The organism is Nakamurella multipartita DSM 44233 (assembly GCF_000024365.1).
GTDB classification, from domain to species: Bacteria; Actinomycetota; Actinomycetes; order Mycobacteriales; family Nakamurellaceae; genus Nakamurella; species Nakamurella multipartita.
In genome coordinates, this window is sequence record NC_013235.1 from 501313 (window position 1) to 525507 (window position 24195).

The 24195-nt window shown below is 66.5% G+C and carries 13 protein-coding genes; 8 read left to right on the plus strand and 5 right to left on the minus strand.

From position 1 onward, the window contains the following. Positions 1-1803: a hypothetical protein gene (locus NAMU_RS26945; protein WP_138179904.1), complete on the minus strand. Its 1803-nt coding sequence runs from the start codon at positions 1801-1803 to the stop codon at positions 1-3. After that, a complete protein-coding gene (locus NAMU_RS02290; protein WP_138179906.1) occupies positions 1787-3040 on the minus strand; it encodes a hypothetical protein in 1254 nt (417 codons plus the stop codon). The genes NAMU_RS26945 and NAMU_RS02290 overlap by 17 nt, the downstream gene beginning before the upstream one ends. A gap of 1101 nt (positions 3041-4141) precedes the next feature. Between NAMU_RS02290 and drmD the strand changes: the two genes are divergently transcribed. From drmD to NAMU_RS02325, 7 genes are all read left to right on the plus strand, one after another. Continuing rightward, complete coding sequence (gene drmD / locus NAMU_RS02295; protein WP_015745801.1) at positions 4142-7276, plus strand: DISARM system SNF2-like helicase DrmD; 3135 nt, start codon at positions 4142-4144, stop codon at positions 7274-7276. Further along, positions 7273-11316 carry an Eco57I restriction-modification methylase domain-containing protein gene (locus NAMU_RS02300; protein WP_015745802.1) on the plus strand — a complete coding sequence of 1348 codons (4044 nt, stop codon included), beginning with the start codon at positions 7273-7275 and terminating at the stop codon, positions 11314-11316. The genes drmD and NAMU_RS02300 overlap by 4 nt, the downstream gene beginning before the upstream one ends. Next, positions 11313-14993 (plus strand): DISARM system helicase DrmA, encoded by a 3681-nt coding sequence (gene drmA, locus NAMU_RS02305; RefSeq protein ID WP_015745803.1) that lies wholly within the window; start codon positions 11313-11315, stop codon positions 14991-14993. Before NAMU_RS02300 ends, drmA begins: the two co-directional genes overlap by 4 nt. Position 14994: 1 nt before the next feature. Then, positions 14995-16884, plus strand: coding sequence for a DUF1998 domain-containing protein (gene drmB, locus NAMU_RS02310; RefSeq protein WP_015745804.1), 1890 nt, complete (start codon positions 14995-14997; stop codon positions 16882-16884). Further along, the gene (gene drmC / locus NAMU_RS30320; RefSeq protein ID WP_015745805.1) at positions 16881-17624 is read left to right on the plus strand and encodes a DISARM system phospholipase D-like protein DrmC; all 744 of its coding nucleotides are present in this window, start codon (positions 16881-16883) and stop codon (positions 17622-17624) included. The genes drmB and drmC overlap by 4 nt, the downstream gene beginning before the upstream one ends. A 68-nt stretch (positions 17625-17692) precedes the next feature. Continuing rightward, entirely contained in the window at positions 17693-19486 is a 1794-nt protein-coding gene (locus NAMU_RS02320; protein ID WP_245544897.1) for a DUF262 domain-containing protein, read from the plus strand. 64 nt (positions 19487-19550) lie between these two features. After that, on the plus strand, positions 19551-20309 hold the full coding sequence (locus NAMU_RS02325; protein WP_015745807.1) for a TY-Chap2 family putative peptide chaperone: 759 nt from the start codon (positions 19551-19553) through the stop codon (positions 20307-20309). Between the two features lie 358 nt (positions 20310-20667). Here the strand turns inward: NAMU_RS02325 and NAMU_RS02330 are convergent, their stop codons facing one another. The 3 genes from NAMU_RS02330 to NAMU_RS26950 form a co-directional block, all read right to left on the minus strand. After that, entirely contained in the window at positions 20668-21294 is a 627-nt protein-coding gene (locus tag NAMU_RS02330; RefSeq protein WP_015745808.1) for a hypothetical protein, read from the minus strand. A gap of 176 nt (positions 21295-21470) precedes the next feature. After that, positions 21471-21698, minus strand: a complete 228-nt coding sequence (locus NAMU_RS29035) for a hypothetical protein (protein WP_015745809.1) — start codon at positions 21696-21698, stop codon at positions 21471-21473. A gap of 22 nt (positions 21699-21720) precedes the next feature. Then, positions 21721-23313 carry a DUF1152 domain-containing protein gene (locus NAMU_RS26950; protein WP_015745810.1) on the minus strand — a complete coding sequence of 531 codons (1593 nt, stop codon included), beginning with the start codon at positions 23311-23313 and terminating at the stop codon, positions 21721-21723. 65 nt (positions 23314-23378) lie between these two features. Here NAMU_RS26950 and NAMU_RS02340 point away from each other — a divergent pair, with 65 nt between their 5' ends. Further along, positions 23379-24119, plus strand: coding sequence for a GntR family transcriptional regulator (locus tag NAMU_RS02340; RefSeq protein ID WP_015745811.1), 741 nt, complete (start codon positions 23379-23381; stop codon positions 24117-24119). The last annotated feature ends 76 nt before the right edge of the window (positions 24120-24195 follow it).

Consider the following 24195-nt stretch of genomic DNA (forward strand, 5'->3'; position numbering starts at 1 on the left):
TCACCCGACACGCCGCCGCAGGTCGGAGGCCCGGAGCCCTATCAAGTCCGAAGACCCGCTAATCCGATCATCCCAGATTGGGCGGCCGCCGGGCAGCTCAGCGGTGTCTGCTTTCGCCTTCAGGCGCGGCAGTCCTCCGAGTCCGAGCCGGTACAACGGTTCACCGAGTCGGATAGCGGCGTTTTCTGAGTACCGAGCCCACTCGTCTGGGTCGTCCCACGTTCTCCAACCGGTTGTGGCGGGAATCCTGACCTCAGACTGGTTGACCGACTTCGTGGAGGCTCCCCTCGGGCGGGAGGTCTGGGTGATGCGCTGGCTGGCAAGCAGCTTGTACATGCCGGCCATCCAGCGTTCGGCCTGGCCCGGATCCGCAAAGATGTCGAACGGCTGGAGCGCGGTGTTGGATTGACTGCTTCCGGGTTGCACCCGACGCAACGCCAAAGCGGGGTCGAGCAGGAATACGTCGCGGGGTGACCCGCCGGGCGATCTACCTAGCCGGATCCGGGATCCCGCGGTGAGCCATTCGGGGCGCGCCACGCGCACCTGCTGCTGGTCGGCCGGGATAACGGCCCACCCGCGGTAGTTGTGCGGGAGGTCTTCGTAGGCACTTGCCTCCACCACGAGCGGTTCACGCGCAGCGCGGCTCAATGACAGCCGGACCTGTGCTCCCTCCACGGCCGCCTCGAGCAAGTGGGACGCGCTCGACGACGCGGGTGGTGCTCCCTCGATCGAAGCCGGGCCGATAGTGCGCGGTTCAATCTCGTGGTGGCCCAGCTCGCCCACAGCGGGCGGGTAGAGGGCGGCACTCCTCTCGGTCACCAGGCCGAGTTCGCAGTTCCCGCCCTGACCCACAGCGCCTAGCAACGCGGCCGCGGACAGGTTCGCGCTGCCCGTCAGGGACCAGGCGATGCCATCTTGGTCGGAAGCCTGGATGAGTTTCCCATGGCGGTACGGGACATCCTCGAGCTGATGGAATGTGAGCTTGACGCCGGCGGCTGCCGCAACATCAACGAGTGCAGCAGGGTGGATCACCGTGCTCTTCGGTTGCACGCCGATTCGGACTTCATCAGGGGCGTAGCGTGCGAGAAGGGCGGCCAGCGCCTGACCGCGTGGGTCATGGAATGGGGCGTACAACGCCAGCGTGGAGACCTTTCCCGCGGGTAGCTGATCGATGAGTGGTCGGTCGAGGGTCGATACCAGCCGGGGCCCCGTCGACAGTGGGCGGCCTCGAGATGCCAGCGTGGCCAACTCTGCGCTGGTTCGTCGGGTCGCGATGGCCGCTGACGGCGCCATGTCCACGACTTCGGGGAGTCTGTCCAGGAACCCGGCCAGGGCACCCACAGCCGCCGGAACACCGTCTACGACGCTTGCTCGCAGTACACAGAAAATCTCGTCGTTGCCGTGCCAACCCCCGACGGTCACATTGCCGGACCCGATTCCGATCACTGCCCGCTCCGGGCCAACGAGGATCGCAAGTTTGGGATGGAACGCCCCGCGCATCGACGCCAAGCCGACGATATAGGAGGTGCCCGCACCGTGCACCGCGCGCACGTCCGGAGCGTAGATCGAGGCGTCGGCAACCACGGTGACCGCGGCACCCGCACCCCGGCACAGCCCCAACACTCGCTGCTCGAAGAAACCCAGATCGACATTGAATGTTAGGAACAGGGCCTCACGTGCCTGTCGGTCGTCTTGAATCGACTCAGCGTAAAGAGCTGCGTACAGGTTGGCCCCACCCACATGGGCGCCGACCGCCGCATGCGTCGGGCCGTCAGGCACCAGCCTGTCAGGCAACCAGCTCACCGCGGTCCCCAAGCTGCCATCGCCCATCATTGTCGCGGGCGAACAGGCCGACTTGCTCGCCCATGAACATCAGGCGCTCGATCCGCAACACCGGTGGGCGGGCGCGCTCCGGGAAGACGCTGAAGGCGATGCCGTCGCGTATGTGGATGCGGGCTGGGAAGACGAACCGCCCGGTCTTGGTGTCGAACGTGGATTTGCGCATTGCGACCCGCTGGGAGCGATTCAGCAGCACGTCGAGCAGGTGGCCGTAGAACTCCGTCATGGGCCGGTCGGCCCATGAGTTGAGACTGGCAGCCATCCAGTGCGGTGACAGCTCTTCAACCGCGGCGGCCGCATGTGGTTCGCCTTGGAAGCCGAGGAGTTCGAGACCGTCAAGCTCGCGGAGTCGCCGCGCGCCAAGCGCCAGCACCGACAGGCATTGGATGACAATGTCTTGCGAAACGTTGGTGGCATGACTCTCGGCCGGGAGTGGCTGTCCGTTCGTATTGCTCGTCGCTGGCAGGGAGGCGACGAACGAGTCGACCGATGCATCAGGCGCGGCGTCCATGAACCAGTGCCGCAGTTCGTCCAAGAAGATCGCGCCCTTTGCCTCGATGTGGCCACAGATTTGCTCCCATAGGTATCGCCAGGCCCTCACGGACTGGTGGCGCAGCGTGATGCCTCGCCACCGGCGGGTCGCGTCGTGGCCGACGAGTCGGGGGTGCGTAAGTAGTCGATGGTCGTATCGAATGAAATCGGCGACATCGTCTTCTGAGTTGATGGCGGTAGTCGTGATCGCGCTGGCGATGATGCGCATGGTCTGGCCCAGGACGCCTGCCACACCACCCGCAACGATGTCACCGGCGAACCGGTGCGACAGCCACGCAGCGTCCTGCCCCAAGTTCGTCTGACAAAGGCACAAGTGCTCCAGACCGACAAAGTCTGACCTCGCCAGGGCGGTCGCACTGGCTGCGATCTCGAGTATCGGGCCGAGCACGGCCCTGGTTTCCGCATCGCGATAGGCCGGCCCGGGGGTCAATGAATCCGTGCTCAACACCTGCAGGGTCATCTCGGACCCGCGGTACGGCCCCCAGAACCCCCACTTGGCCCGAGCGTAGGAGGACCCATCGTCACCGGCGGCCGCGGTCAGCTCGACCGGGCCGGTTCTCACGACCCGGCGCAGGTAGTCGCCACCATGCGCATCCGGCGACCACCGCCGATCATGGTCGTCGGCATCTTGATGGGCAATCGTGGCCATTCCAAGGACTACTTCGCACCTTCTGAGCAGGTGCTGTGCCTCAGAATTCGAGAGACCCCGAGTGACCGCCTCGGAGGCGACCAGTCCGTGCAGAGCGTAGTAGCGCGCAGCGTTGGTCACGGTCGTAACCCCTGGGGCGTGGATGGCGACCGCACGGTTGAGGTAGCGCTCCACAGCGAGCGGGAACAAACCCATATTGTCGACCATGGTTCGGTCGACCCACCCGGGTCCTTCCTCCTGAGTTGCATGCACCTTGACCGTCGATTCCCCAGCTTGAGCCCGCCAGGCCCCCAAACGCATATGCGACGACGCGACGCCAACGCGGACATGACAGCGACGGGCCCCAGAGCCACTATAGTGCTTGCTCGCACAGCAGCGCAGATACCTGTCGCCCGAGGACGAGTCCCTGATCAGAACAACTTTGTCTCCACATCTCCAGGGCAGGGAGTTGACCTGTCGGTATGAACGCTGAAGAGCCGATCCCGCCTGGTGACCTAGCAGTCGAAAGCCCAGGTCAAGCCTCTCCCAGCATCAGTTGATAATGCCGGGCACCTTTGCCGGCGATGCCCCGCGATGCCATTGCGGACGAGTCCATTTGCATCGAGGCGCACTGCGCTTGTTGCTGCTGAGCACGTCGTCCAACCCGCCGCTGCCCCAACAAAATCGAGCGGGGGGTGTATGGGGGCGTCGCATCCTCAATGCCCGACCGCCGGTTACCGGTCCGCCATCGACAACAGGTGCGCCGGTTCTGCAGCAACGCAGTACCCCTGGACGCATCACGGTACTGTCAAGAGTAGAGGTCAGCGCTTCCTCGACGCGTTGCGTCGACAGCGGGTTTGTTAACTGGACAATTGGCCGGGACATTTGCGGTGCCTCTGGAACTCCCACCCTCTCTATACTAATTGCAGAGTCGTCAACAGCTGCGATTCCCTACGGCAGGCAGCGAGTGTTCGATTCGGAGACTCCAATGTGACTCGCTTCGAGATCGGATCTTGTCCCGCATTCGCATCTGGAGTGCAATGAATAGCCGGGCCCCGGATGCAGCACCAACGGTCCTGTGATCTGATCAAGCTTGGACGGTGGGAGGCCAATGGGGGTGCGATGACGACGACGACCGACGTCAAGAACGAGCTCGCTTCGGGACGTGTGGTCCAGGTGCGGGGCCTGCGGTGGGTGATCAGCGACGTTGTGCCGTTCTCGTCCGCCGGCAGCGGTGGCCGCCCCACGTCGACCCTGGTGGAGCTGCAGTCCGTCGAGGACGACCGGTTCAACGAGGCGCTCTCGGTGATCTGGGAGGTCGAACCGGACGCCCGGGTGCTGCCGACCAGCTCTCTCCCCGACCCGAACGAGGGATTCGACCAGCCGCAGCGGCTGGCCGCGTTCTTGGACGCTGTCCGCTGGGGCGCAGTGGCCAGCGCCGACGTCAACGCGCTGCAGGCCCCGTTCCGGTCGGGGGTCCGGGTGGAGGACTACCAATTGGAGCCGGTGGCCCGGGCGCTCACCGCCCCCAGGGTGAACCTGCTGCTGGCCGATGACGTCGGCCTCGGCAAGACGATCGAGGCGGGCCTGGTCGCCGTCGAGCTGCTGCTGCGGCAACGGGCCAGGCGCATCATGGTGATCTGCCCGGCCGGCCTGACCGTCAAATGGCGTCAGGAGATGGCCGAGAAGTTCGGCCGTGAGTTCACCGTGGTCAACTCGGAGCAGTGTGCGGTCCTCCGACGCACCCACGGCTCGGCGGCCAACCCGTTCCGGGTCTACCCGTTGACGATCGTCTCTCTTCCGTGGCTGCGGTCGCCGCGCGGACAGCGGTTGCTCGACGAGGTGCTGCCGGTCGAGGGTCCGGCGGACACCCGCGAGTTCGACCTGCTGATCCTCGACGAGGCCCATCACGTCGCGCCGGCCGCACCGAAGCAGCGGTACGCGGTCGACTCCCAGCAGACCAAGCTGATCCGTCGGCTGGCACCCCACTTCGAACACCGGCTGTTCCTGACGGCGACCCCGCACAACGGCTACCCAGAGTCGTTCGAGGCTCTGCTGGAGCTGGTGGACAACCAGCGGTTCGCCCGTGGCGTGCCCCCGGACCGGCAGGCGCAGCGGGAGGTCGTGATCCGCCGCCTGAAGACGGAGATTCTCGAGCCCGACGGTTCCAAACGGTTCCGGCAACGCCGGACCGAGCCGCTCCCAGTGCAGTACCCGGAGGACGAGCGGCAGGGTCACGCGCTGCTCACCGAGTTCGCGGCGGCCCGGGGCATCCGGCTGAAGACCAACCGGCGCGGCCGGCGGGCGGCCGACCTGGTCACCCTGCTGTTCAAGAAGCGGCTGTTCTCCTCCCCGGCGGCCTTCGGCCGCACCGTCGCCGTGTACCGGGAGAACCAACTCGCCGGATCACCGTCCGCCAGCAGCGATGCCGAGCCCGCCTGGATGGACGACTTCCTCGGCGACATCGCCGATCTCGACGACGAGGACATGGCCGACGAGGAGGACGACGCCGTCCGCCGGGCCACCGTCCTGCAGGGCGGACCATCTGACACCGAACTGGAGCTGCTCGAACGGTTGCGACTCTGGGCTGAGGCGCACACGCCGAACCCGGACGCAAAGGCCAGCGAGCTGCTCACGTACCTGCGAGCGGTGTGCCACCCGGACCGGGACTGGACGAACGAGCGCGTCGTCGTCTTCACCGAGTACCGGGACACCCAGGACTGGTTGGTCCGCCTGCTCCAGCAGGACGGGCTCGGCGCCGGCGTGCGCGTCCTGCACGGCGGCATGAACCCCGTCGAGCGGGAGAACCTGCGCCAGGCGTTCCAGGCGGATCCCACCGAGGACCCGGTGCGCATCCTGATCGCCACGGACGCGGCGAGCGAGGGCATCGACCTGCACTGGCAGTGCCACCGGCTGATCAACTATGACATCCCGTTCAACCCGAACAAGCTGGAACAGCGCATCGGACGCATCGACCGGTACGGGCAGAGGTTCGACCCCGAGGTCTTCCACTTCGTCGGCACCGGGTTCGGCCGGGCGGTCGACACCTACGAGGCCGACCTGGAGTTCCTGGCCCGGGTCGCTGAGAAGGTCGCCCGCATGGAGGAGGACCTGGGCGCAGTGAACGCGGTTCTGGCCGACGCCGTCCAGCGCCGGATGCTCGGCCAGCACGTCGACTTGGACCACGCGGTCGAGGAACCGCGCCGCACCCGGAAGGGACGCGTCGCGTCCGACGCCGACATCGCCGGCCAGGTGCAGCGACTGCACGACCAGCTGACCGACAGCGTCGCGGCGCTCAACCTGAACCCGCAGTCGTTGAAACGGGTCGTCGACACCGCCCTCGCACTGTCCCACCAGCAATCGCTGACCCGCGCGAACGACCCGGACCCGGTGTGGGACGTGCCCGCGCTGACCGGCACCTGGGAGATCACCACCCGCGACCTACCCCATCCGCTGCGACCCGACCAGCGCCGACCCGTCACCTTCGACCCCGAGATCGCCGCCCGACGGCGCGAGGACGTCGTGTTCGCCCACCTCGGCCACCCGCTGGTCACCCGGGCCACCCGATTGTTGCGCGCCGCCGTCACCAGCACCGACATCGACCTGCACCGGGTTGCCGCGGTGCTCAGCGACGACCCCGGCCTGGAGGACACCCTGGCCGTTTCCTACGCCCGCTTCCTCGTGGTCGGCGGCGACGGCGCCCGGCTGCACGAGGAGGTGCTGCACGCCGGCGGCTGGGTCCGGCCTGACGGCCGGTTCGCCCGGGTGGAGAGCTTCGCCCGGCTCGACGCCCAGCTCACCGCCGCGCTCGCGCAGGGGCGCTCCGCCCCTCGCCAGTGGACCAACCGGCTCGCCGCCGGGTGGTCCGCCACCCAACGGGGACTGTTCCTGGCTCTCGAACGGCGCGCCGCCAACCGGCGAACCACCGTCGGCAACCTGCTGGACCGGCGTAGCCAGGCCGAGGAGGACCGCATCACCACCAACCTGGACAGCTTCGCCAAGTCCCTGCGTCAGCGACTCTCCGAGGCCGACGACGAGGGGACCGAGGTCGGGCTGTTCGCCCGTCATCTCGCCGACCCGAACGAGGCCGCCCAGTTCCGACGCGATCGGCAGTCCTGGGAGGAGCGGCTGGACCGGCTGCCCGCCGAACGAGACGCCGAGATCAGCCGGATCGCCGCCCGTTACGCGCAGCCGGCCGACCACCTGTTCCCGGTCGCGGTCATCTTCGTCGTGCCCACCCGGCTGGTGACCCGATGACCGGCCGACCGCGCCGCCCCGCCGGCGTTTCGGTCTCCCGCGACGAACATCTGGCCTGGCTCGCGCTCACCGAAATCTCCGGCCCGTTCCTCACCGTCCCCGTGCTCAGTCGCGTCTGGCCCACCCTGGAAGCGCTGGACAAGCCCACCCGGCACGCGCTGAGCCTCGCCCATATAAGCGGCGAGGACGATCCAGCGGTCTGGATCGACTGGGTCCTGACCGGACTGCTGCAGTGGGGTGACGCGCTCGACCGCGCACTGGACATCAGGGTGGCCGTCGCCGAGCACGACGCCGAGGTCGTTGCGAGCTTCGCCCTCCGCGATCCGGCGACCAGCACCGCGGTCCTGCTGGGCATGGTGACCCCACCCGGCCGGTTGCCGACCGCGCGGGTGCCCGACGACAACTGGCCCGCAACTCCTGCCGACCGGCTGGCCCTCCTCTGCCGATCACAGGACGTGCCGCTCGGACTCGTCACCGACGGCCGCTGGTGGGCCCTGGTCTGGGCCCCGCGCGGCGGCGTCACCACCACCGCCGTGTTCGACAGCATCACCTGGCGGGAGGCCGCAGACCGGATCGTCGTCCGCGCATTCAAGTCGATGCTTGAACGCCGACGCTTCTTCGGGGTGCCCGACGACCAGCGGCTGCCCGCCCTGCTGGTCGAGAGCGGGGACAACCAAGAAGAGGTCACCGAACAACTCGGCGTCCAGGTACGGCAGGCCGTCGAACTCCTCGTACAGGCCATCGGCCGCGACGAGCAACGAACGGTCGACGCAGGCGGCACCGGGCTGGAGGCCACCGCTTCCGAGGTCTACACCGGCGCGGTCACGGTGATGATGCGCATCGTCTTCCTGCTCTACGCGGAGGAACGTCGACTCCTTCCGTCCGACAGCCCGGTCTACCAGACCGCTTACTCGGCGGCGCGTCTCGGTGAACAGTTGCAGAAGCGGGCCGACGAGGCGGGGGAGGAGAGCCTGCAGTCCTCGCACACCGGCTGGTACCGGCTGCTGGCCCTGTTCAACGCCGTCTACGCCGGCATCGACCACCCGCAGCTGACCCTGCACGCCTACGACGGGTCGATCTTCGACCCCGCCGCGCACCCCTGGCTCTCCGAGGTGCGGGTCGACGACCAGGCCGTCCTGCACATGCTCGCCGCCGTCCAGCGGGTCACCATCAACCGGGAGACCCGCACCCTGTCCTTCCGGGCCCTGGACGTCGAACAGATCGGCTACGTCTACGAGGGCCTGCTGTCGTTCGACGCCTACCGCGCCGACGACGTCGTGGTCGGACTCGTCGGCAAGGTCGGCCTGGAGGAGGAGGTCCGACTGACCGACCTGGAGGCCATGTGGGACGACAGCGCCGACGACGACGCCTTCGCCGCCGAACTCGCCGCCACCTACAAGTCCAGCGGCATCGGCACCGCCCGGGCGATTGCCAAACGAATTCTCCCACCGAAACCGGCCGAGGAGTCCGCCGGGCGGGGCCGGCTCGCCGCGGTGACCGCCGGCGATACCGACCTCGTCGACCGCCTGCTGGACTTCCAGGGCCTGCTCCGCGACGACCTGCGCGGCCTACCGGTGGTGATCCTCCCGGGTGCGCTGTACGTGACCGCATCCGGCTTACGTGCGTCTACCGGAACTCATTACACACCGAGGTTCCTCGCCGAGCAGGTTGTCCAGGGCGCGCTCGAACCGCTGATCTACTCGCCCGGTCCGCTGCAGACCGCCGACAAGAAGGAGTGGAAACCCCGGTCGAGCACCGAGATCCTCGCGCTCGACGTCGCCGACATAGCCATGGGCTCCGGCGCCTTCCTCGTCGCCGCCTGCCGCTACCTGGCCAACGCGCTGGTCGAGGCGTGGGCCCGGGAGGGCGACACCCGGGCGATCGCCGCCACCGCAAAGGTCAAGGAGCCAGCGACCATCGACACCGAGGTCGACCCGGTCGTCACCGAGGCACGACGCCAGGTCATCGAACACTGCCTGTACGGCGTCGACATCAACCCGATGGCCGTCGAGATGGCCAAACTCTCGCTCTGGCTCGTCTCGATGGACCCGCAGCGACCCTTCACCTTCCTCGACGACCGGCTCCTCACCGGCGACTCCCTCCTCGGGATCACTTCACTGGAACAGGTCGAGACCATGCACCTCGACCCCAAGCGGGGGCGGGAAATCCATCAGGATGGCCTCCTCGACCTCACCTCCGACATCCGCGGCCTTGTGCAGGAGGCCGCCAAGGAACGTCAACGCCTGGCCGAGATGGCTGGCGGTACCCTCGGCGAACTCGGTGCGAAACGTGAACTCCTGAAGGAACTGTCCAAGAGTCTCTGGAACATCTCGACCAACGCCGATCTTCTGGTGGCCGCGACCTTGGCCAACGCTTCGAAGGGGCGTGTCGGACTCGATCTGGCCTCGAAGCTCGCCGTCTCCGCATCGCGGGAATACGCCTCGGGTCGGGAAGCGGCGCAAGACCGCGTCGAACGCGAGCGCGGCGATTGGCTGGATACGGGCCTTCCGTCGGGTGGAATGCCTCGGGAACCCTTTCACTGGCCTATCGCATTCCCAGAGGTCTTCATCGACGGCGGCTTCAGTGCAATTGTCGGAAACCCGCCGTTCCTCGGTGGTCAAAAAATCACTGGGACCCTCGGTGCGGCATATCGCGACCACCTCGTCGAGGTGTTAGCCGACGGGATTCGTGGTAGTGCTGACTTGGTTGCCTATTTCCTTCTCCGAGTTCATCAGCTTGTTTCATCCTCAGGGATCGCTGGCATGATCGCCACGGACACGCTTGCTCAGGGGGCCACGCGAAGAGCGGGACTTGATCAATTAGCTGCGCTTGGTTACGAAATCTTCCGCGCCGTGTCTGGGGAACCTTGGCCGTCAAAATCTGCTGCCCTTCATTACTGTGTCGTAGGCACGACCCGTGTAGAGAACATGTCGGAATCGTCCACTCGATTTCTGGACACTCGTTCCGTAGGGAGGATTTCTTCCAAGCTTGAACAGCAATCGCGGGTGTCTGGACTGCCGAACAGGCTCCGTGAGAATGCTGACCTGATGTTCCAGGGAAGTATAGTGCTTGGCATGGGGTTCGTCCTCGATCCCGACGAGGCCGATCGCTTGATCCGAACTTCGGATCGCAATCGAGAAGTATTGTTCCCGTATTTGAATGGCCAAGACCTAAATCAACGGGTTGACGGGGGGCCAAGCAGATGGGTCATAAATTTCCACGACTGGGACGAGAGTCGCGCGAGGACATTCGAAGCCGTTTGGGAGATACTCGAGAGAGATGTCAAGCCCGAAAGACAACGGCTAAACGATGAGGGCCAATTCGTACTCAGAAGGCCTCTGCCGCAGCGATTCTGGCAATATGCTGAAAAGCGTCCCGGACTCGTACGGGCGATGCACGGCCTGCGCCGTGTCCTCGTCTGCAGCGAGGTAACGAAGCATCTGACGTTCTCGTGGTCGGATGCTCGGAGGGTCTTCTCTGCAAATTTGGATGTCTTTCCTTCAGCGAGACCGTCTGACTTCGCAGTCCTGTCCTCCGGAATCCATGACGCCTGGGCTCGGAAGTATTGTTCGCATCTCGAAACCAGGTTAAAGTACTCGATAGGAAATGGATTCGAGAACTTCCCGAGACCTAGTCAATCCGAGATGCTGACGCGCCTTGGTGCCCATCTCGTGTCCGAGCGCGACAAGATTCAGCAGGGTCGCCTTATAGGGCTCACATCCCTTTACAATCTTCTGCACGATGGCGACTGCTCCGATCCGGACATATCGAATTTGCGCGACGTCCATAGGAAAATCGATGAAGCTGTTGCGGCTGCATACGGGTGGAATGATCTTGTGGACCGCGGCTTGAAACACGGGTTTCATGAGAGCCGCGATGGTGTACGCTACACATTCGCGGCTCCGATTCGGCAGGAGATGCTGGATCGACTTCTGGAGTTGAACCACGTGCGGTACGCAGCAGAACAGGCGGCGGGGAAGCCAGGGAAGGGAAGGGCGAAGGCCACTCGCGGACCGCAGCAAGAAGAGTTGTTCGGGTGACGTCGCCGGTGGGGTGGCAGCTGCCGCAGGAGTTCGAGGCCGCGACCGGGTCGACGGTCCGGGACGGGATGGTCGAGCTTGTCAGCCGCGATCTGCTCGGTCCCTGGGGCGGCGAAGTTGAGGAGTTCGCACCGCGGGCGGCCGGTCCGCGGGACCGGTACCTGATCGGAATGCTGGGCCCCCGAACGATTCCCGGCCGCCCCGCCGAGGTCGAGCCCGGGCAGGCAGACACCGAGACCGGCGGCGACACCGACGGCGAAGCGGACCTGCCGGATGTGCTGTCCCCCCAGGCGCTTGGCCGCATCTGGGCGTCGTCGATGGGGCTATCCTTCGCGATCGATTCGTCCGTAACGTCGGTGGCCGTCGAGGCGACCTGGGGCGCCTACGAGAAGGTCGAATTCACCCAGGAGGAAGGCCGGAAGGTCCGGATTTGGCGGCGGCAACCTGTCCGACACGTCAGGTCGATCGCCACCCACACCGTTGGCGATGACCGGGTCTGGTTGTCGGACCCCAAGTCCGAGCCGTTCGGTATCTGGTTGAGCGTGCAGGTGCGCGATCACGACGACGGCAGCGGCCGTCCGCATCGGATCGTGCGGGTGAGTCTGGTGAACGGGCAGGCCGAGGACGTGACCCCCAAGGATCTGGCCTGGTTGTTCCAGGCCGGGCTGGTCGTCACCGCCGGGGTCGGCGGAAGTTCGATCTTCGAACCGATCGGGGATGTCGAGGCCGGAGCCCCCGTCTCCGATGACCCCGAGGAACAGCATCTGGCCCTGCTCTTCCGCAATCAACTGCGGCACGCGTCGGGCCACAACGTGGCCGTGCACGTCGATCGGCGCCCGGGAGAGCGAACCGCGCACCGACTGTCGACGACCTGGCTACCGAGCCACGACGTCCCGCAGGTCTCGGCCACCGCCGATCCCGAGCGACTCCGCGGCCTCGAACTGTCCATGGACGCCCTCGCCGAGCTGTCGGACGGCCCGTCCGCGGATCTGGTTCTCGCCCTGCAACCGCTGGTTACCGGATACTCGACATGGTTGGACGAACAATCGGACGTCGACATCCCGGATCGGGTCGTCAAGGCCGGCGCCGACGCGCTCGGCCGGGCCGACGTCGCGCTCAACAGGTTGCGGGCCGGGATCGATCACCTGCGTGATAATTCTCAGGCCCGGGCGGCGTTCGGGTTCGCCAACCGGGCGATGGCGCTGCAGCGCCGGAACACCCAGGCATCCCAGCTGCGGGAACGCGACCCGGACCTTTCCCACCGGCAGGCGTTGGCGGACAGGAGGATCGCGCGTCCCGAGGCGGCCTCATGGCGGCCGTTCCAGCTGGCGTTCGTACTGCTCAACCTGCCAGGACTCACCCAACCCGGTCACCCCGACCGGTCCGACCTGGTCGACCTGCTGTTCTTCCCCACCGGCGGCGGCAAGACCGAGGCCTACCTCGGTCTGACCGCCTACACCTTCGCGCTGCGCCGACTCCAGGGTTCTTTCGGCGCCGGAGTCGCCGCCCGCGACGGCCGGGACGGAGTCGCCGTCCTCATGCGCTACATGCTGCGCCTGCTGACCGCCCAACAGTTCCAGCGGGCCGCCGCCCTGGTCTGCGCCGCCGAGGTACTGCGCCGCGACGACCCGGACACCTGGGGCACCCGCCGCTTCGGCATCGGCCTCTGGGTCGGTGGCTCCGTCACCCCCAACTGGTACCCGGAGGCCGCCGAGGCCATCGCCGAGGCCCGCGAAACCGGCCGCGGCTCCCGAACCTCCGTCCTGCAGACCCTGCGCTGCCCCTGGTGCGGCGCCCAACTGGCCGCCCACCGCGACCTGCACACGGAGGACTTCACCCGGGAGGTCATCCTCTACTGCGCCGAGGGGGAGGGGCGGGACGCCTGCCCGTTCTCCCGCACCGGCGCCCCCGGCAGCGGACTGCCCATCCTGACTGTCGACGAACAGATCTACCGGCACCCACCCAGCCTGCTGATCGCCACCGTCGACAAACTCGCCCAGCTGCCGTGGTACGGCTTCGCCGGCATGCTTTTCGGTCGGGTCACCCGGGAATGTCCCCGGCACGGTTACCGACACCCCGACCTCGACGAGCGGATCGGCTGCACCGACCGGCACAACGCCTCCGGCGGGCACCCCGCGGTGAAATCCGTGCCCGTGGTGCCGCTCCGGCCCCCGGACCTGATCATCCAGGACGAACTGCACCTGATCTCCGGCGCCCTGGGCACCACCGTCGGCCTGTTCGAGTCCGCCGTCGACGAACTCACCTCCTGGGCCCTGCCGGGCGGCGACCGGACCGGACCCAAGATCATCGCCTCCACCGCCACCACCAAACGGGCCGCCGAGCAGGTGCGTCGCCTCTACGCCAGGGACCTCGCGGTGTTCCCGCCGCAGGTGCTGGACGCCGCCGACACCTTCTTCTCCGTCGAGGTCCCGGTCGACGCGGCCAACCCCGGACGCCGTTACTTGGGCATCTGCGCGCACGGCGTGCGGCTCAAGTCCGCCGAGATCCGCATCGCCGAGATCCTGCTGCTGGCCGGCCAGACATTGTTCGACATCCACGGGGAGGCCGCCGACGCCTACGCCACCCTGGTCGGCTATTTCAACGCCACCCGGGAACTCGCCGGGATGCGCCGCTACCTGGAGGACGACGTCGCGGTCCGCCTTCAACGCAACGGACGCCGCCGCGGCATCTCGGATCGCCTCACCCGGCTCAACCCGGCACTGAGCCTGACCGAACTGACCAGTCGCGTCAATTCCGGCGACATCGCCGATGTGCTCGAGCAACTCGAGAAGCCCTTCCTGATCGAGCAGGACACCTCCGCACGTCGACGAGCGCTGTTCGACGCCGTGATGCAGGCCCGAAAGGCCAAGGACGAGACCTTCAGCATGCCCCGCCCGTCCGGAGCCGTCGACGTCGTCCTGGCCACCTCCATGCTCCAGGTCGGCGTCGACGTCCAACGACTGGGCCTGATGCTCGTCGTCGGCCAACCCAAGAATACCGCCGAGTACATCCAGGCGTCCTCCCGGGTGGGCCGCGACGCCGCCCGACCCGGCCTGGTGGTGACCCTGTACAACTGGACCCGCCCCCGCGACCTAGCCCATTTCGAGGACTTCGAGCCGTACCACGCCAGCTTCTACCGCCGGGTAGAAGCGCTGTCGGTGACGCCGTTCTCCCGCCGTTCCCTCGATCGGACAACCGCTGCCACCTACATCGCCGCCGTCCGGCACGCCGCCCCCAGCTACTCGGCCAACCCGGACGCCTTCGACGTGACCTTCGGCGACGATCCCGCAGTGTCGGTCACCCGCCGCATGCTGAACCGTGCCGAACGGGCCGGCGACCCGCACGCCCGCGACTATCTGCAGGACCGGATCGATACCCTCCAGGACCGGTGGAACCAGGAGAAGGGCGGGTCGTCCCGGCTCGGCTACCAGACCCGCAAGGTCAAGGGTCAACAACTCGTCGGGCTCATCCGCCCGGCGGGACAGGGGCCCTGGGACGATCTGACGGTCGGCCGGTCGATGCGCGAGACGGAGAACGAGATCAACCTCCTCGTGCCCGCATCTGGAATGTTCACCACCTCGTTCGCGCCCGCGTGGACCTACGCCACGACGCCGGACGGAACCGGGGACGACGACGACCCCGGCGCGGGCGACGAACTCGGCGAGGCGGGACCCTGACATGACCGAGCAGTACCGTCGCCGGGTCGGCACCGTCCGACCCAGCCACCTGATGTTCACCGGCGGTGTCGGCGCCATCGTCGACCTGCCGAACTTCGCCGCCATGGTCGGCGGCATCGACGACTGGCGCTACGACCAGATACCCGAATGGAGCCCCATCGCCGAGCCGCGACTGCTGGCCGCGGTCCGCAACGCGGTCGGCGGGCCCGAGGTCAAGGAGCTGCGTCCCGCCCCCTGGATGCCGGCGGCGGACAACGACCCGAGCGACCCGTCGTTGCGCATCGGTGTTCCGGTGCAGCCGTTCCCGCAGTGGCTGCGCTGCACCAGGTGCGACACCCTGGCCGGCATCGACTCGGGCATCTACGGTTTCGAGAACAGCAAGGCGCGTCGTCCCGACGAGGCACGGTTCGTGCACACGAACTGTGGGCGGCGCAACCGATTCGCGGTCACCACCCGCTTCCTGGTCGCCTGCATCAACGGTCATCTCGACGAGTTTCCCTACGTCACCTACGTGCACAAGGGCACAGGATGCCCGAAGGTCAGCCATCCGACGCTGAAGATGAAGGACTTCGCCGGCAACCTCGGTGCCAATGTCAACATTGAGTGCACCAACTGCGGGGCGCAGCGGAACATGCGGGAGGCGCTGGGACGACGCGGCGAGGAGAACCTTCCCCGCTGCCGGGCCCGCCACCCGCACCTGGGAATCTTCGAACAGGACGGCTGCGACGTCGGCACGAAGCTGCTCGTCGTCGGCGCCTCCAACCAGTGGTTCGGCTCGACCCTCTCCGCGCTGTCGGTCCCCCGGACCGGGGCCAGCGCCCTCGCTGCGATGGTCGAGCAGCTGTGGCCATCGCTCGAACCGGTCACCAGCCCCGACGTGTTGAAGTTCGCGCTGACCCAGCCGACCTTCGCCCCGCTGGGGAAGTGGAAGCCCGAGGAGATCTGGGCGGCGATGCAGGCGCACCGGTCGGCGCCACCCGCGTCGGCGCACGCGGCGCTCACCCAGACCGATCTGCTGACACCCGAGTGGGAGGCCTTCACCAACCGACCGCTGCCGGACGCCACCACCGACTTCACCCTGCGCGAGGCGGAGGCGATCCCGCGGCGGTGGGACTGGCTGTTCTCCGAGGTGATCCACGCCGAGCGACTGCGCGAGGTGCGGGCGCTGACGGGATTCACCCGGCTCGACGCCCCCGACCCCGACGATCCCGACCTGGTCGTCCGGGTCGGCCTCAGCCGCGACGCCGTGCCGAGCTGGGTCCCCGCCAGCGAGGTCCGCGGGGAGGGTCTGTTCCTGCGCGTTCAACCGGACCTGGTCGATGCCTGGACCGCTCGGCTGCGGGGCACCCCGGAGGAGGACGCGCACGCGGCCGCCTACCGTGAGTTCCGCAAGAACCGCTACTCCGACCGCATCACCGCGACGTTCGACCCTATGCGCGGTTGGCCGGGCCCGCGGTACTACCTGCTGCACACTTTGTCGCACATGATGATCCGGGCCATCGCACTGGAGTGCGGTTACAGTGCGGCCAGTCTCACCGAACGGATCTACGCGGGCGATGCCGACCAGGCCCGGCAGGGCATCCTGATCTACACCGCCGTCCCCGACGCGGAGGGCACCCTGGGCGGGTTGGTCGCTCTCGGCGAACCTGACGCACTGGACCGGATCCTTCGGCGCGCGCTGGCCGACGCGGTCAACTGCTCCTCCGACCCCCTGTGCGCCGAGCGGGCCCCCGGACCCGGTGACGACTTCCTGCACGCAGCCGTCTGCCACGTCTGCGGCTTCGTGTCCGAGACGACGTGCGAACGAGGGAACCGCTTCCTGGACCGGCGGTTCGTCGTCCCCGTCGGCCGCCCCGAGCTGGCCCTCATCGGCAGCGACCGGTTGCCGTGACCACATTCGAACAGGCGGTGGAGAAGGCGCTCGGCCGCGCCTCCCGGGACGAGCTGTGCGCGCTCGCCGAACGGATCCGGGACGGGGGACCGATTCCATCGGCCTGGTCCGGCACCGCGCCCGTCCGAATCGCCGCGATCGTCGATTCGCTCGCCGGGTATGCGGGATCCCGGCCCGAAGCCGGTGCCTACCTGCTGGGCGCCGCGGTCGGGTACGAACACCGCCGGCGGGAGCAATGGGTCCAGGTCGTCTGGGGCGGTCCTGTCGTCCACGGGGCGCCGATCCGCGGAATGGGCCAGGTCCTCGCCGACGTCATCGGCCGGGCCGAGCAGTCCCTGCTGCTGATGACCTACTCGGCCAAGCCGTACCAACCGGTCATCGCTGCGCTCTCTGGGGCCCTCGAGCGAGGTGTTGCAGTGTCGGTCGTCGTGGAGACCCTCCAGGGCGCCGGCTCCGCGATCAGTGGACCGGAGCCCGCCGCCGCCTTCGCCAACCTGGCCGGAATCGAGCTCTGGCACTGGCCCAAGAAGCTCCGTCCGAACCCGAAGGCCAAGATGCACGCCAAGATCGCGATCGGCGACCGCCGGGAGATGCTCGTCAGCAGCGCCAATCTCACCGCGTCGGGCATCGACGCCTCGATGGAGGCCGGCCTGCTTGTGCGCGGCGGTGAGGCACCGCGGCGGGCGGATGATCAGATCCGCGAACTGATGACCGAAGGAACCATCGTCAGGCTGACCTGAGTTTCGGTCCGACACCTAAATTTGGAGTATGGATGCAGGCGAACACGTACGAACTGAAGAAGATCCTGATGCCGGAGCGTCGATACGTGATTCCCACCTTCCAGCGGGACTACGAGTGGACCGAGGAAGGACAGTGGCGTCTGCTGTTCGACGATCTCACCGTCGTGACCGAGCGGCTGTCCGACGCCCGGGAGCAGGCGTTGGCGGCCGGGAAGCCCGTCGCCAAGGCCGATGCCTCGGTTACTCCCCACTTCCTGGGTGCCGTGGTCTGTGATCAACTGCCGTCCGCCGCCGGCGGACTCGACGTTCGCGCGGTGATCGATGGTCAGCAACGACTGACCACTCTGCAGCTGCTCGTCCGAGGCGTGCTGGACGTCCTGATCGAACTCGACTCGAAGCGGGTGCACCAGGTCCGCAACCTGATCGAGAACCCGGAGTGGATGATCCACGAGGATCACGATCGCCACAAACTCTGGCCGCGACGGAAGGATCGGGACGTGTGGCCGATCGCCATGGCCGACACCGCGCCCACCGGCGGTGACCACCTGTATCTCAAGGCGCGGCGCTTCTTCGCCAACAGCACACGAACGCTCGCGGACGACGGTGGTGACACTGTCAATGCGCTGGTCGACGCCTTGTTGGACCTGTTCAAGTTGGTGGTCATCGACCTGGAGGACAACGACGACGCCCAGGTGATCTTCGAGGTGTTGAACGGTCGGCAGACTCCACTGACCGCTGCCGATCTCGTGAAGAATCTGCTCTTCCTGCGGGGCGAGTTCGCCGACGAGCAGGAACTCGAGAAGCTCTACGACCTGTACTGGTCCCAATTCGACGAGGACTGGTGGAAACAGACCGTCGGTGTCGGCCATGCAGCGCGTGGCAGGCGGGATGTCCTTCTCTCGTCCTGGCTCACCGCGGTCACCGGCGACGAGGCGAACGTCGGCCACCTCTACAAGGAGGTCCGCAGCTACCTCGACCGCACCGAACGGTCGACCACCGACGTGCTGCGAGAGCTGCACCGGTACGCGTTGGCCTATCGGGCGATCACCGGACACGGAGATCCCGTGCCTCCCGCCCTGGCCCGGCCGTACCGGCGGATCGACGATCTGAGGATCCAGACCGCGGTACCGGTCCTGCTGTGGCTCCGGACCATCCCGGAAGCCGAGCTGCCCGCACCCGACCACGAGCGGGCGGTGTTGGCGATGGAGTCATGGATCTTCCGACGCCTGGTGGTCGGCGCGAACACGCGGGGCTACGCGAAGTTCTTCGTGACGGTGTTGCGACAGGGGAGATCCGCCCACGAGCGTGGAGAGCCGATCGCGGAGGCCATCATCGCGACCTTGGCGGCGGGATCAGGGCAGACGGCCTGGCCGTCCGACGCGGACATTCAGACCTCATTCGCCAACAACCGGTACTACGGCTGGTTCTCGCAGGAGCGCCTCAGGTTCATCCTCGGGACGATCGACGATCGCCTGAGGCAGGAGAACCCCCATGCGGAGCCGGGCGACTTCGACTACCAGCGCCTGCAGATCGAACACCTGCTCCCGCAGCGTTGGCAGGACCACTGGGCCGTGGAAGCGAAGGGGCCGGCCGAGATCGAACTCGCGCAGCAGCGGAGGGGAGCCTACGTCGACCGGATCGGGAACCTGACCCTGGTCACTGGGTCGTTCAACGCCTCGCTGTCCAACAGTTCGTGGGAAACCAAGCGGAAGGCGATCGCCGACCAGTCCGTCCTTCAGCTGAACCGGCCGATCTCCTCGATCGACGGATGGACCGAGGCTCAGATCGATTCCCGGGCATCGGAACTGGCGGAGATCGTTTGCCGGGTCTGGCCGAAGACGAATGAAACCCCGACTTCGTGATCGCGATTCCGGCGATCATTCGAGCCATCGCGAGGCGCTCCGTCGGCGTGGAGGTTGATTGACCGTGAATCTGCGCGAAGAACTCGCCTACATGCAGCGGATCGTCATCAGCTGGAACCTCTTGGCCGAGGCCGCACGACGACATCCCAGCGGCGAAATCGCCCACGACTGGCACCACTGGTACGACTCGCTGCAATTCGTCATCGACAGTGAGCATGCCATCCTGTGCAACCGAGCCGGCGGCATTCACTTGCTGACGCCCGGCAACTTCGGTCCCTGGGAGCCGCGGCCCAGCGGCGACGGTTGGGGTTACGCACAGACTCAGGGCATCCGAAAGACGGTGAGAGACTTCGAGAATGTGATCGGGCTGCCGTCTCCGAAGCACACTCCGAAGACGACCGAACGCACACTGGTGTATCGGATCCTAGCGGCCATCTGTTCGATCTCGATGATCCACGGGGTGCTTCTCGATCCGAGGCCCGGAATGATCTATGACAGCAACGACTATGGCTCAGGGATCGAGGAAGATCAGTTCTCCCTGTTTCCTTTGGCGTTGAAGTTGCTCGATGGACGCGGCCCGGACCGCCGAGTTGACGCATCGAAGGACTTCTGGTTCCTCGTGCCGAGAACGCTCGGTTCCTCCGAATCGGAAGCCAAAGGGCAGGCTCTGGGAGTTCTGCACACGTCGGGTCAGTTGTGGACGCGCAACGGTGCAGAAATAAGCCTAGTGACGCGGTATGATGAGATTAGCCGGGAGTTCGCACTGCTTGCCGGAGAGACATTTGCCGTTGTGACCCAAGAATCGGAGCTGTTCCAGACCTAGGAGAAGTGAAGTCAAATGGATCAACGGGACAGGGCCAGTATCGATTTCGTGGTACAAGTCCGGCTCTTAGGTTCTGGCGATCCTCTTCTTTTGGCGTCCTTGCTTTCGGAAGATTCCCCTGCTTGAGCATCTCGGCGACGCGCGGAACTATTCTGTGTGATAGAGGTCACCGCGCGGCCCGCGACGACGACCATTGGAAGTTGATTGCTGACTGACTCGCACGATGGGAGCATCGTGGGCGTCGGGGCCGCGGTGTCGGGAGGTACCGGCCGTAACTCTCGGGTGTGACGTGGCCCCAATGCTTTTCCGCCAGTCCCGCACACGCAGCGGCAAGTAGCTTCGTCGCTCTCCGTCATACCTACTCATCCGGTTGATCGGATGACGGCCGCCTCGGTCGTCCACCGCCGCCGTTGGTGAAATGCGCCAGCTCGAACAATTCACCACGCTGGTCCAGCGTGATCTGCTTGCTCAGTAGGGGCAACCACAGCACCTGGTCGAAGGTGTTCGGTTCGGTCAAAGGCGCCTCCTCCGCACGCCGGTGGACCTCTTCGAGGTTACGCCCTGGCCCAATGCCGATTGAGAACACCGCGGTATCGACCGTCGCCTTGACGTCATCAAACGAAGCGTTGCCGGCGGCATAGGAGTCCAGCGCGGCCCGGACTTCGTCGACCCGCTCGCCTTCGAAGATCTCCGGAGCCCCGCCACGCAGTACCCGGATCGGATCCCATCGAGCTGCAAAGACCGACCCGTACCCTGAGTAGGTGCTGGTTACCGCGCCGTCCCGATCGAAGTACGTTGTGTCCTCCCACCCCGCGATCCGCACCTGAGAGCCCGGCGTCACCTCGGCGACCTTGATCAACGCGCGGTACCGTGCCGGACCATCGGGAGTCTCCCAGAGTTCGTACTGGATCAGGTCCCCCCGTTGGACCAAGGTCGGGTCTTTGGCGAGATCACCGACAATGCACGACACCCATTCAGCGTTCATGACCGACCCTGAAAACCGTGTCACGGACGACCGCAGCGGAGCAGAAGTCGAGGAGGTCGTTGACCTGCCCGTGCGCGTCGAACGTGTTAGTGGGGGTCAAACGCGTCAGCGGAGGCCGCGCCGAGCAGCAGCGAGCACCTCCCCGAGACACTCGATGCGTGGCTCTGGCCTTCAATTCAATGCAGCAGGACGGGCTTGCCCTCGTTGCGCAAATCGTGAAGGGTGCGTGCGCCGTTGTCGATGGCGAATTCCAGGTTCTGGTTGTGCCCGGCGTCGCCGTTCCCCCCGAACACTCGTCCACAGTCGTTCCCGAGAAGCCGGGCTTCAGGTTGGGACCAGGGCACATCGGCCGATCGTATCTGTCGGAATTGGAACGTTCGCGTTGCAGCGCTGGTGCGTTCCACCTCCGCAGGTCCTGCAGTGAGCTCAGGGAACGTCCCCAGTGCCGTCGTGATACCGAATCGCGACAAAGGCAGCTTCGCCGATGGCGTCGCGGACACGGATGGCGAATGCAGGCGACAAGGTGGACTCGACTTCTTGTGCGGACATCCAACGAGCCACCTCTGTTTCGGAACTTGCCTGGAGCGAGCCAGCGCTCGGTCGACATCGAAAGACGAGCGCTACGACACCAAGGCGCATGTTCTTGTACACACCGGTAAGGCGGTCGATGTGGACGTCGATTCCCGTTTCCTCATGGACCTCACGCCGCAGCCCTTCCTCGATCGTTTCGTCCAACTCGAGGACGCCACCAGGCGGCTGCCATTCGCCGTTGTCACGACGCTTGACGACCAGGATTCGGCCCTCGACGTCGATAATGATGCCGGCCACGGACACGGAGTGACGCGGCAAGTCATCCATCGAAGCCCTGCCAGCGGCCGGGCGAGGCAGGGCCGGGAGGCAAACCGCCGAACCGGATGACGTCAAACCCGCCAGATTGCACAATGTTGATTCAATAGCGCCGGGAAGGTTCAGGCCGAGATTGCGTTGAATCGACGCGTGATCGCGGATTCTGATCAGCTCGGCCAGCCGGCGGAAGGTCGCGTAGGTAACTCCTTGACCTAGCGCTTCCGCAGCATAGGCACGTATTTCATCGAGCACATCGGGTGGAAACCCGTCGCGCAGTCTTGCTGCCCCAGCTTTCCGCGCCTCGAACCTGATCTCCGAGATCCCGCAGATCTCAATAGCCCTCTGCTCGGCGTCGAGCAGAGTTCTGGAGTCGGCGACCGAATCCGCGAGCGGCGAAACCTCGAAGGCACTATCGACTCCGCATTCGTAGACGTCGGAGCTGACCGCGCCAAGCTGAACAGGCATGCCGCCGGATCTGATGTCGACAAGTCCGCGGACGCCCTGGGCGGCCGCCACGAATAGCGCGGTTGCCTCGGAGGGGTGCCATCGGAGGATAGGAAGAGCCAGTGCCGCAACGTCGGAGGGGAAGGGTGGAAGCGGGACCCCGCCGATTGAGTGCGCTCGCGAGACGACGTCGTCGGCGGTGAGCTCGCCGTCGACCCCGGGGCCGGCGACCCAAACTCGGGCGTCGGGACTGAGCCCACGAGCGGCCGCGAGCACGAGAGCGTCCGCGAGCGGGCTACGGAGGCCGGCTTCCTTACCGGTCGCCAACACATCGCCGCCGACGTCGACGACAACCAGCGCATCCGCGTCGATCGCTTGCATGCTGGCAGCCAACTGCTCGCGCAGGCCAGCCGCGCCGTCGGTGGGATCCAGAAGGACGAGGGTCGAGGCGAGCGGGCCGACCAGGTCCCGAGCCAACGGTGGAAGGGTCGAGCCGGCCGGCGGGATGGGCCGAGTGCGCGGTGTGACGACGTGCTCAAGCCGACCGACCGTCTCGAGGCCCTTGAAGTTGGAGAAGCTGCGCGGCCCCGGCAGCGGATCCACGATCAACCGGTCCCAGGAGAAGGTGGCGATCGTGGCCGGCCCGGGCGGTCCGTAGGCGCGGTGCAGCAGGGTGGCGGCGAGCGCGTCGCCGCCACCACCGGCGGCGACGTAGAGCGGTCTCTCCACATGCCCACCATAGCCGTGCTACCGTCCACTGGTCTATGCCACTTCCCGAGGAGAACGAGCGCGCCATGGGCGAGCTGCCGAAGTTCGTCCAGATGGCCAACCGCGTTCGTGACCGGATCCTGAGCGGCGATTTACGACCCGGCGACGAGGTTCCGTCCGAACGTGCGCTGGCCACCGAATGGGGGGTCGCCCGCCCCACTGCGGCCCGGGCCTTGCAGGAACTCCGCTCCCTGGGCCTGGTCGAATCACGTCAGGGTTCGGGCTCGTACGTGCGGGAGGGGACGGCGAACGTCTACCGGCGCGCGAAGGATCGGTACGCCCGTTCGGCGTCGGCGGGCCGGGTCTACGCCGAGGGGGAGTGGGCTCGGATCGTTGCGGCGAAGCGGGCCCAGGCACCCGGTCACGTTGCGAAGGCGCTCGGCGTCGATGAGGGTTCGACCGTCGGACGGCGTCAACGGATCCTGGGCGACGGCAGCGGTCCGACGGAGATCTCGACATCCTGGTTCCCGATCGACATCGTCGAGGTCGCGCCGAACCTGATGAGCCGCAACCGGATTCGCGAGGGGTCGCTCGCCTACATCGAGTCCTGCACGGGCCGGCGCGGCCAGGTCGCGCGCGATCAGCTGTCGGCCCGGATGGCGTCCGCCGCCGAGCGCCGGGAGCTGTACCTCGACAATCCTTCCGCGGTCCTTGTCGTTCTCCACGTCGTGGTCGACCGAAAGAACCAGCCGCTGGAGGTCGTCGACGCGGTGTACCCGCCGGCCGGCCGGTGGTTTCTCGATCAGGAATACCCGCTCGGCAGCTGACAGAGGCCGGCCGACACTACTACCCGCAACTGGCCGTTGACGGACCGAAGTGGCCTATGCCACACTGGCAAGTGGC

What these genes read in the sequence shown, in the direction of transcription:
- NAMU_RS02290 (WP_138179906.1), bottom strand. Translation starts at nt 3,040, where the DNA reads ATGGCCACGATTGCCCATCAAGATGCCGACGACCATGATCGGCGGTGG.
- drmD (WP_015745801.1), top strand. Translation starts at nt 4,142, where the DNA reads ATGACGACGACGACCGACGTCAAGAACGAGCTCGCTTCGGGACGTGTG.
- NAMU_RS02300 (WP_015745802.1), top strand. Translation starts at nt 7,273, where the DNA reads ATGACCGGCCGACCGCGCCGCCCCGCCGGCGTTTCGGTCTCCCGCGAC.
- drmB (WP_015745804.1), top strand. Translation starts at nt 14,995, where the DNA reads ATGACCGAGCAGTACCGTCGCCGGGTCGGCACCGTCCGACCCAGCCAC.
- NAMU_RS02320 (WP_245544897.1), top strand. Translation starts at nt 17,693, where the DNA reads ATGCCGGAGCGTCGATACGTGATTCCCACCTTCCAGCGGGACTACGAG.
- NAMU_RS02330 (WP_015745808.1), bottom strand. Translation starts at nt 21,294, where the DNA reads ATGAACGCTGAATGGGTGTCGTGCATTGTCGGTGATCTCGCCAAAGAC.
- NAMU_RS02340 (WP_015745811.1), top strand. Translation starts at nt 23,379, where the DNA reads ATGGGCGAGCTGCCGAAGTTCGTCCAGATGGCCAACCGCGTTCGTGAC.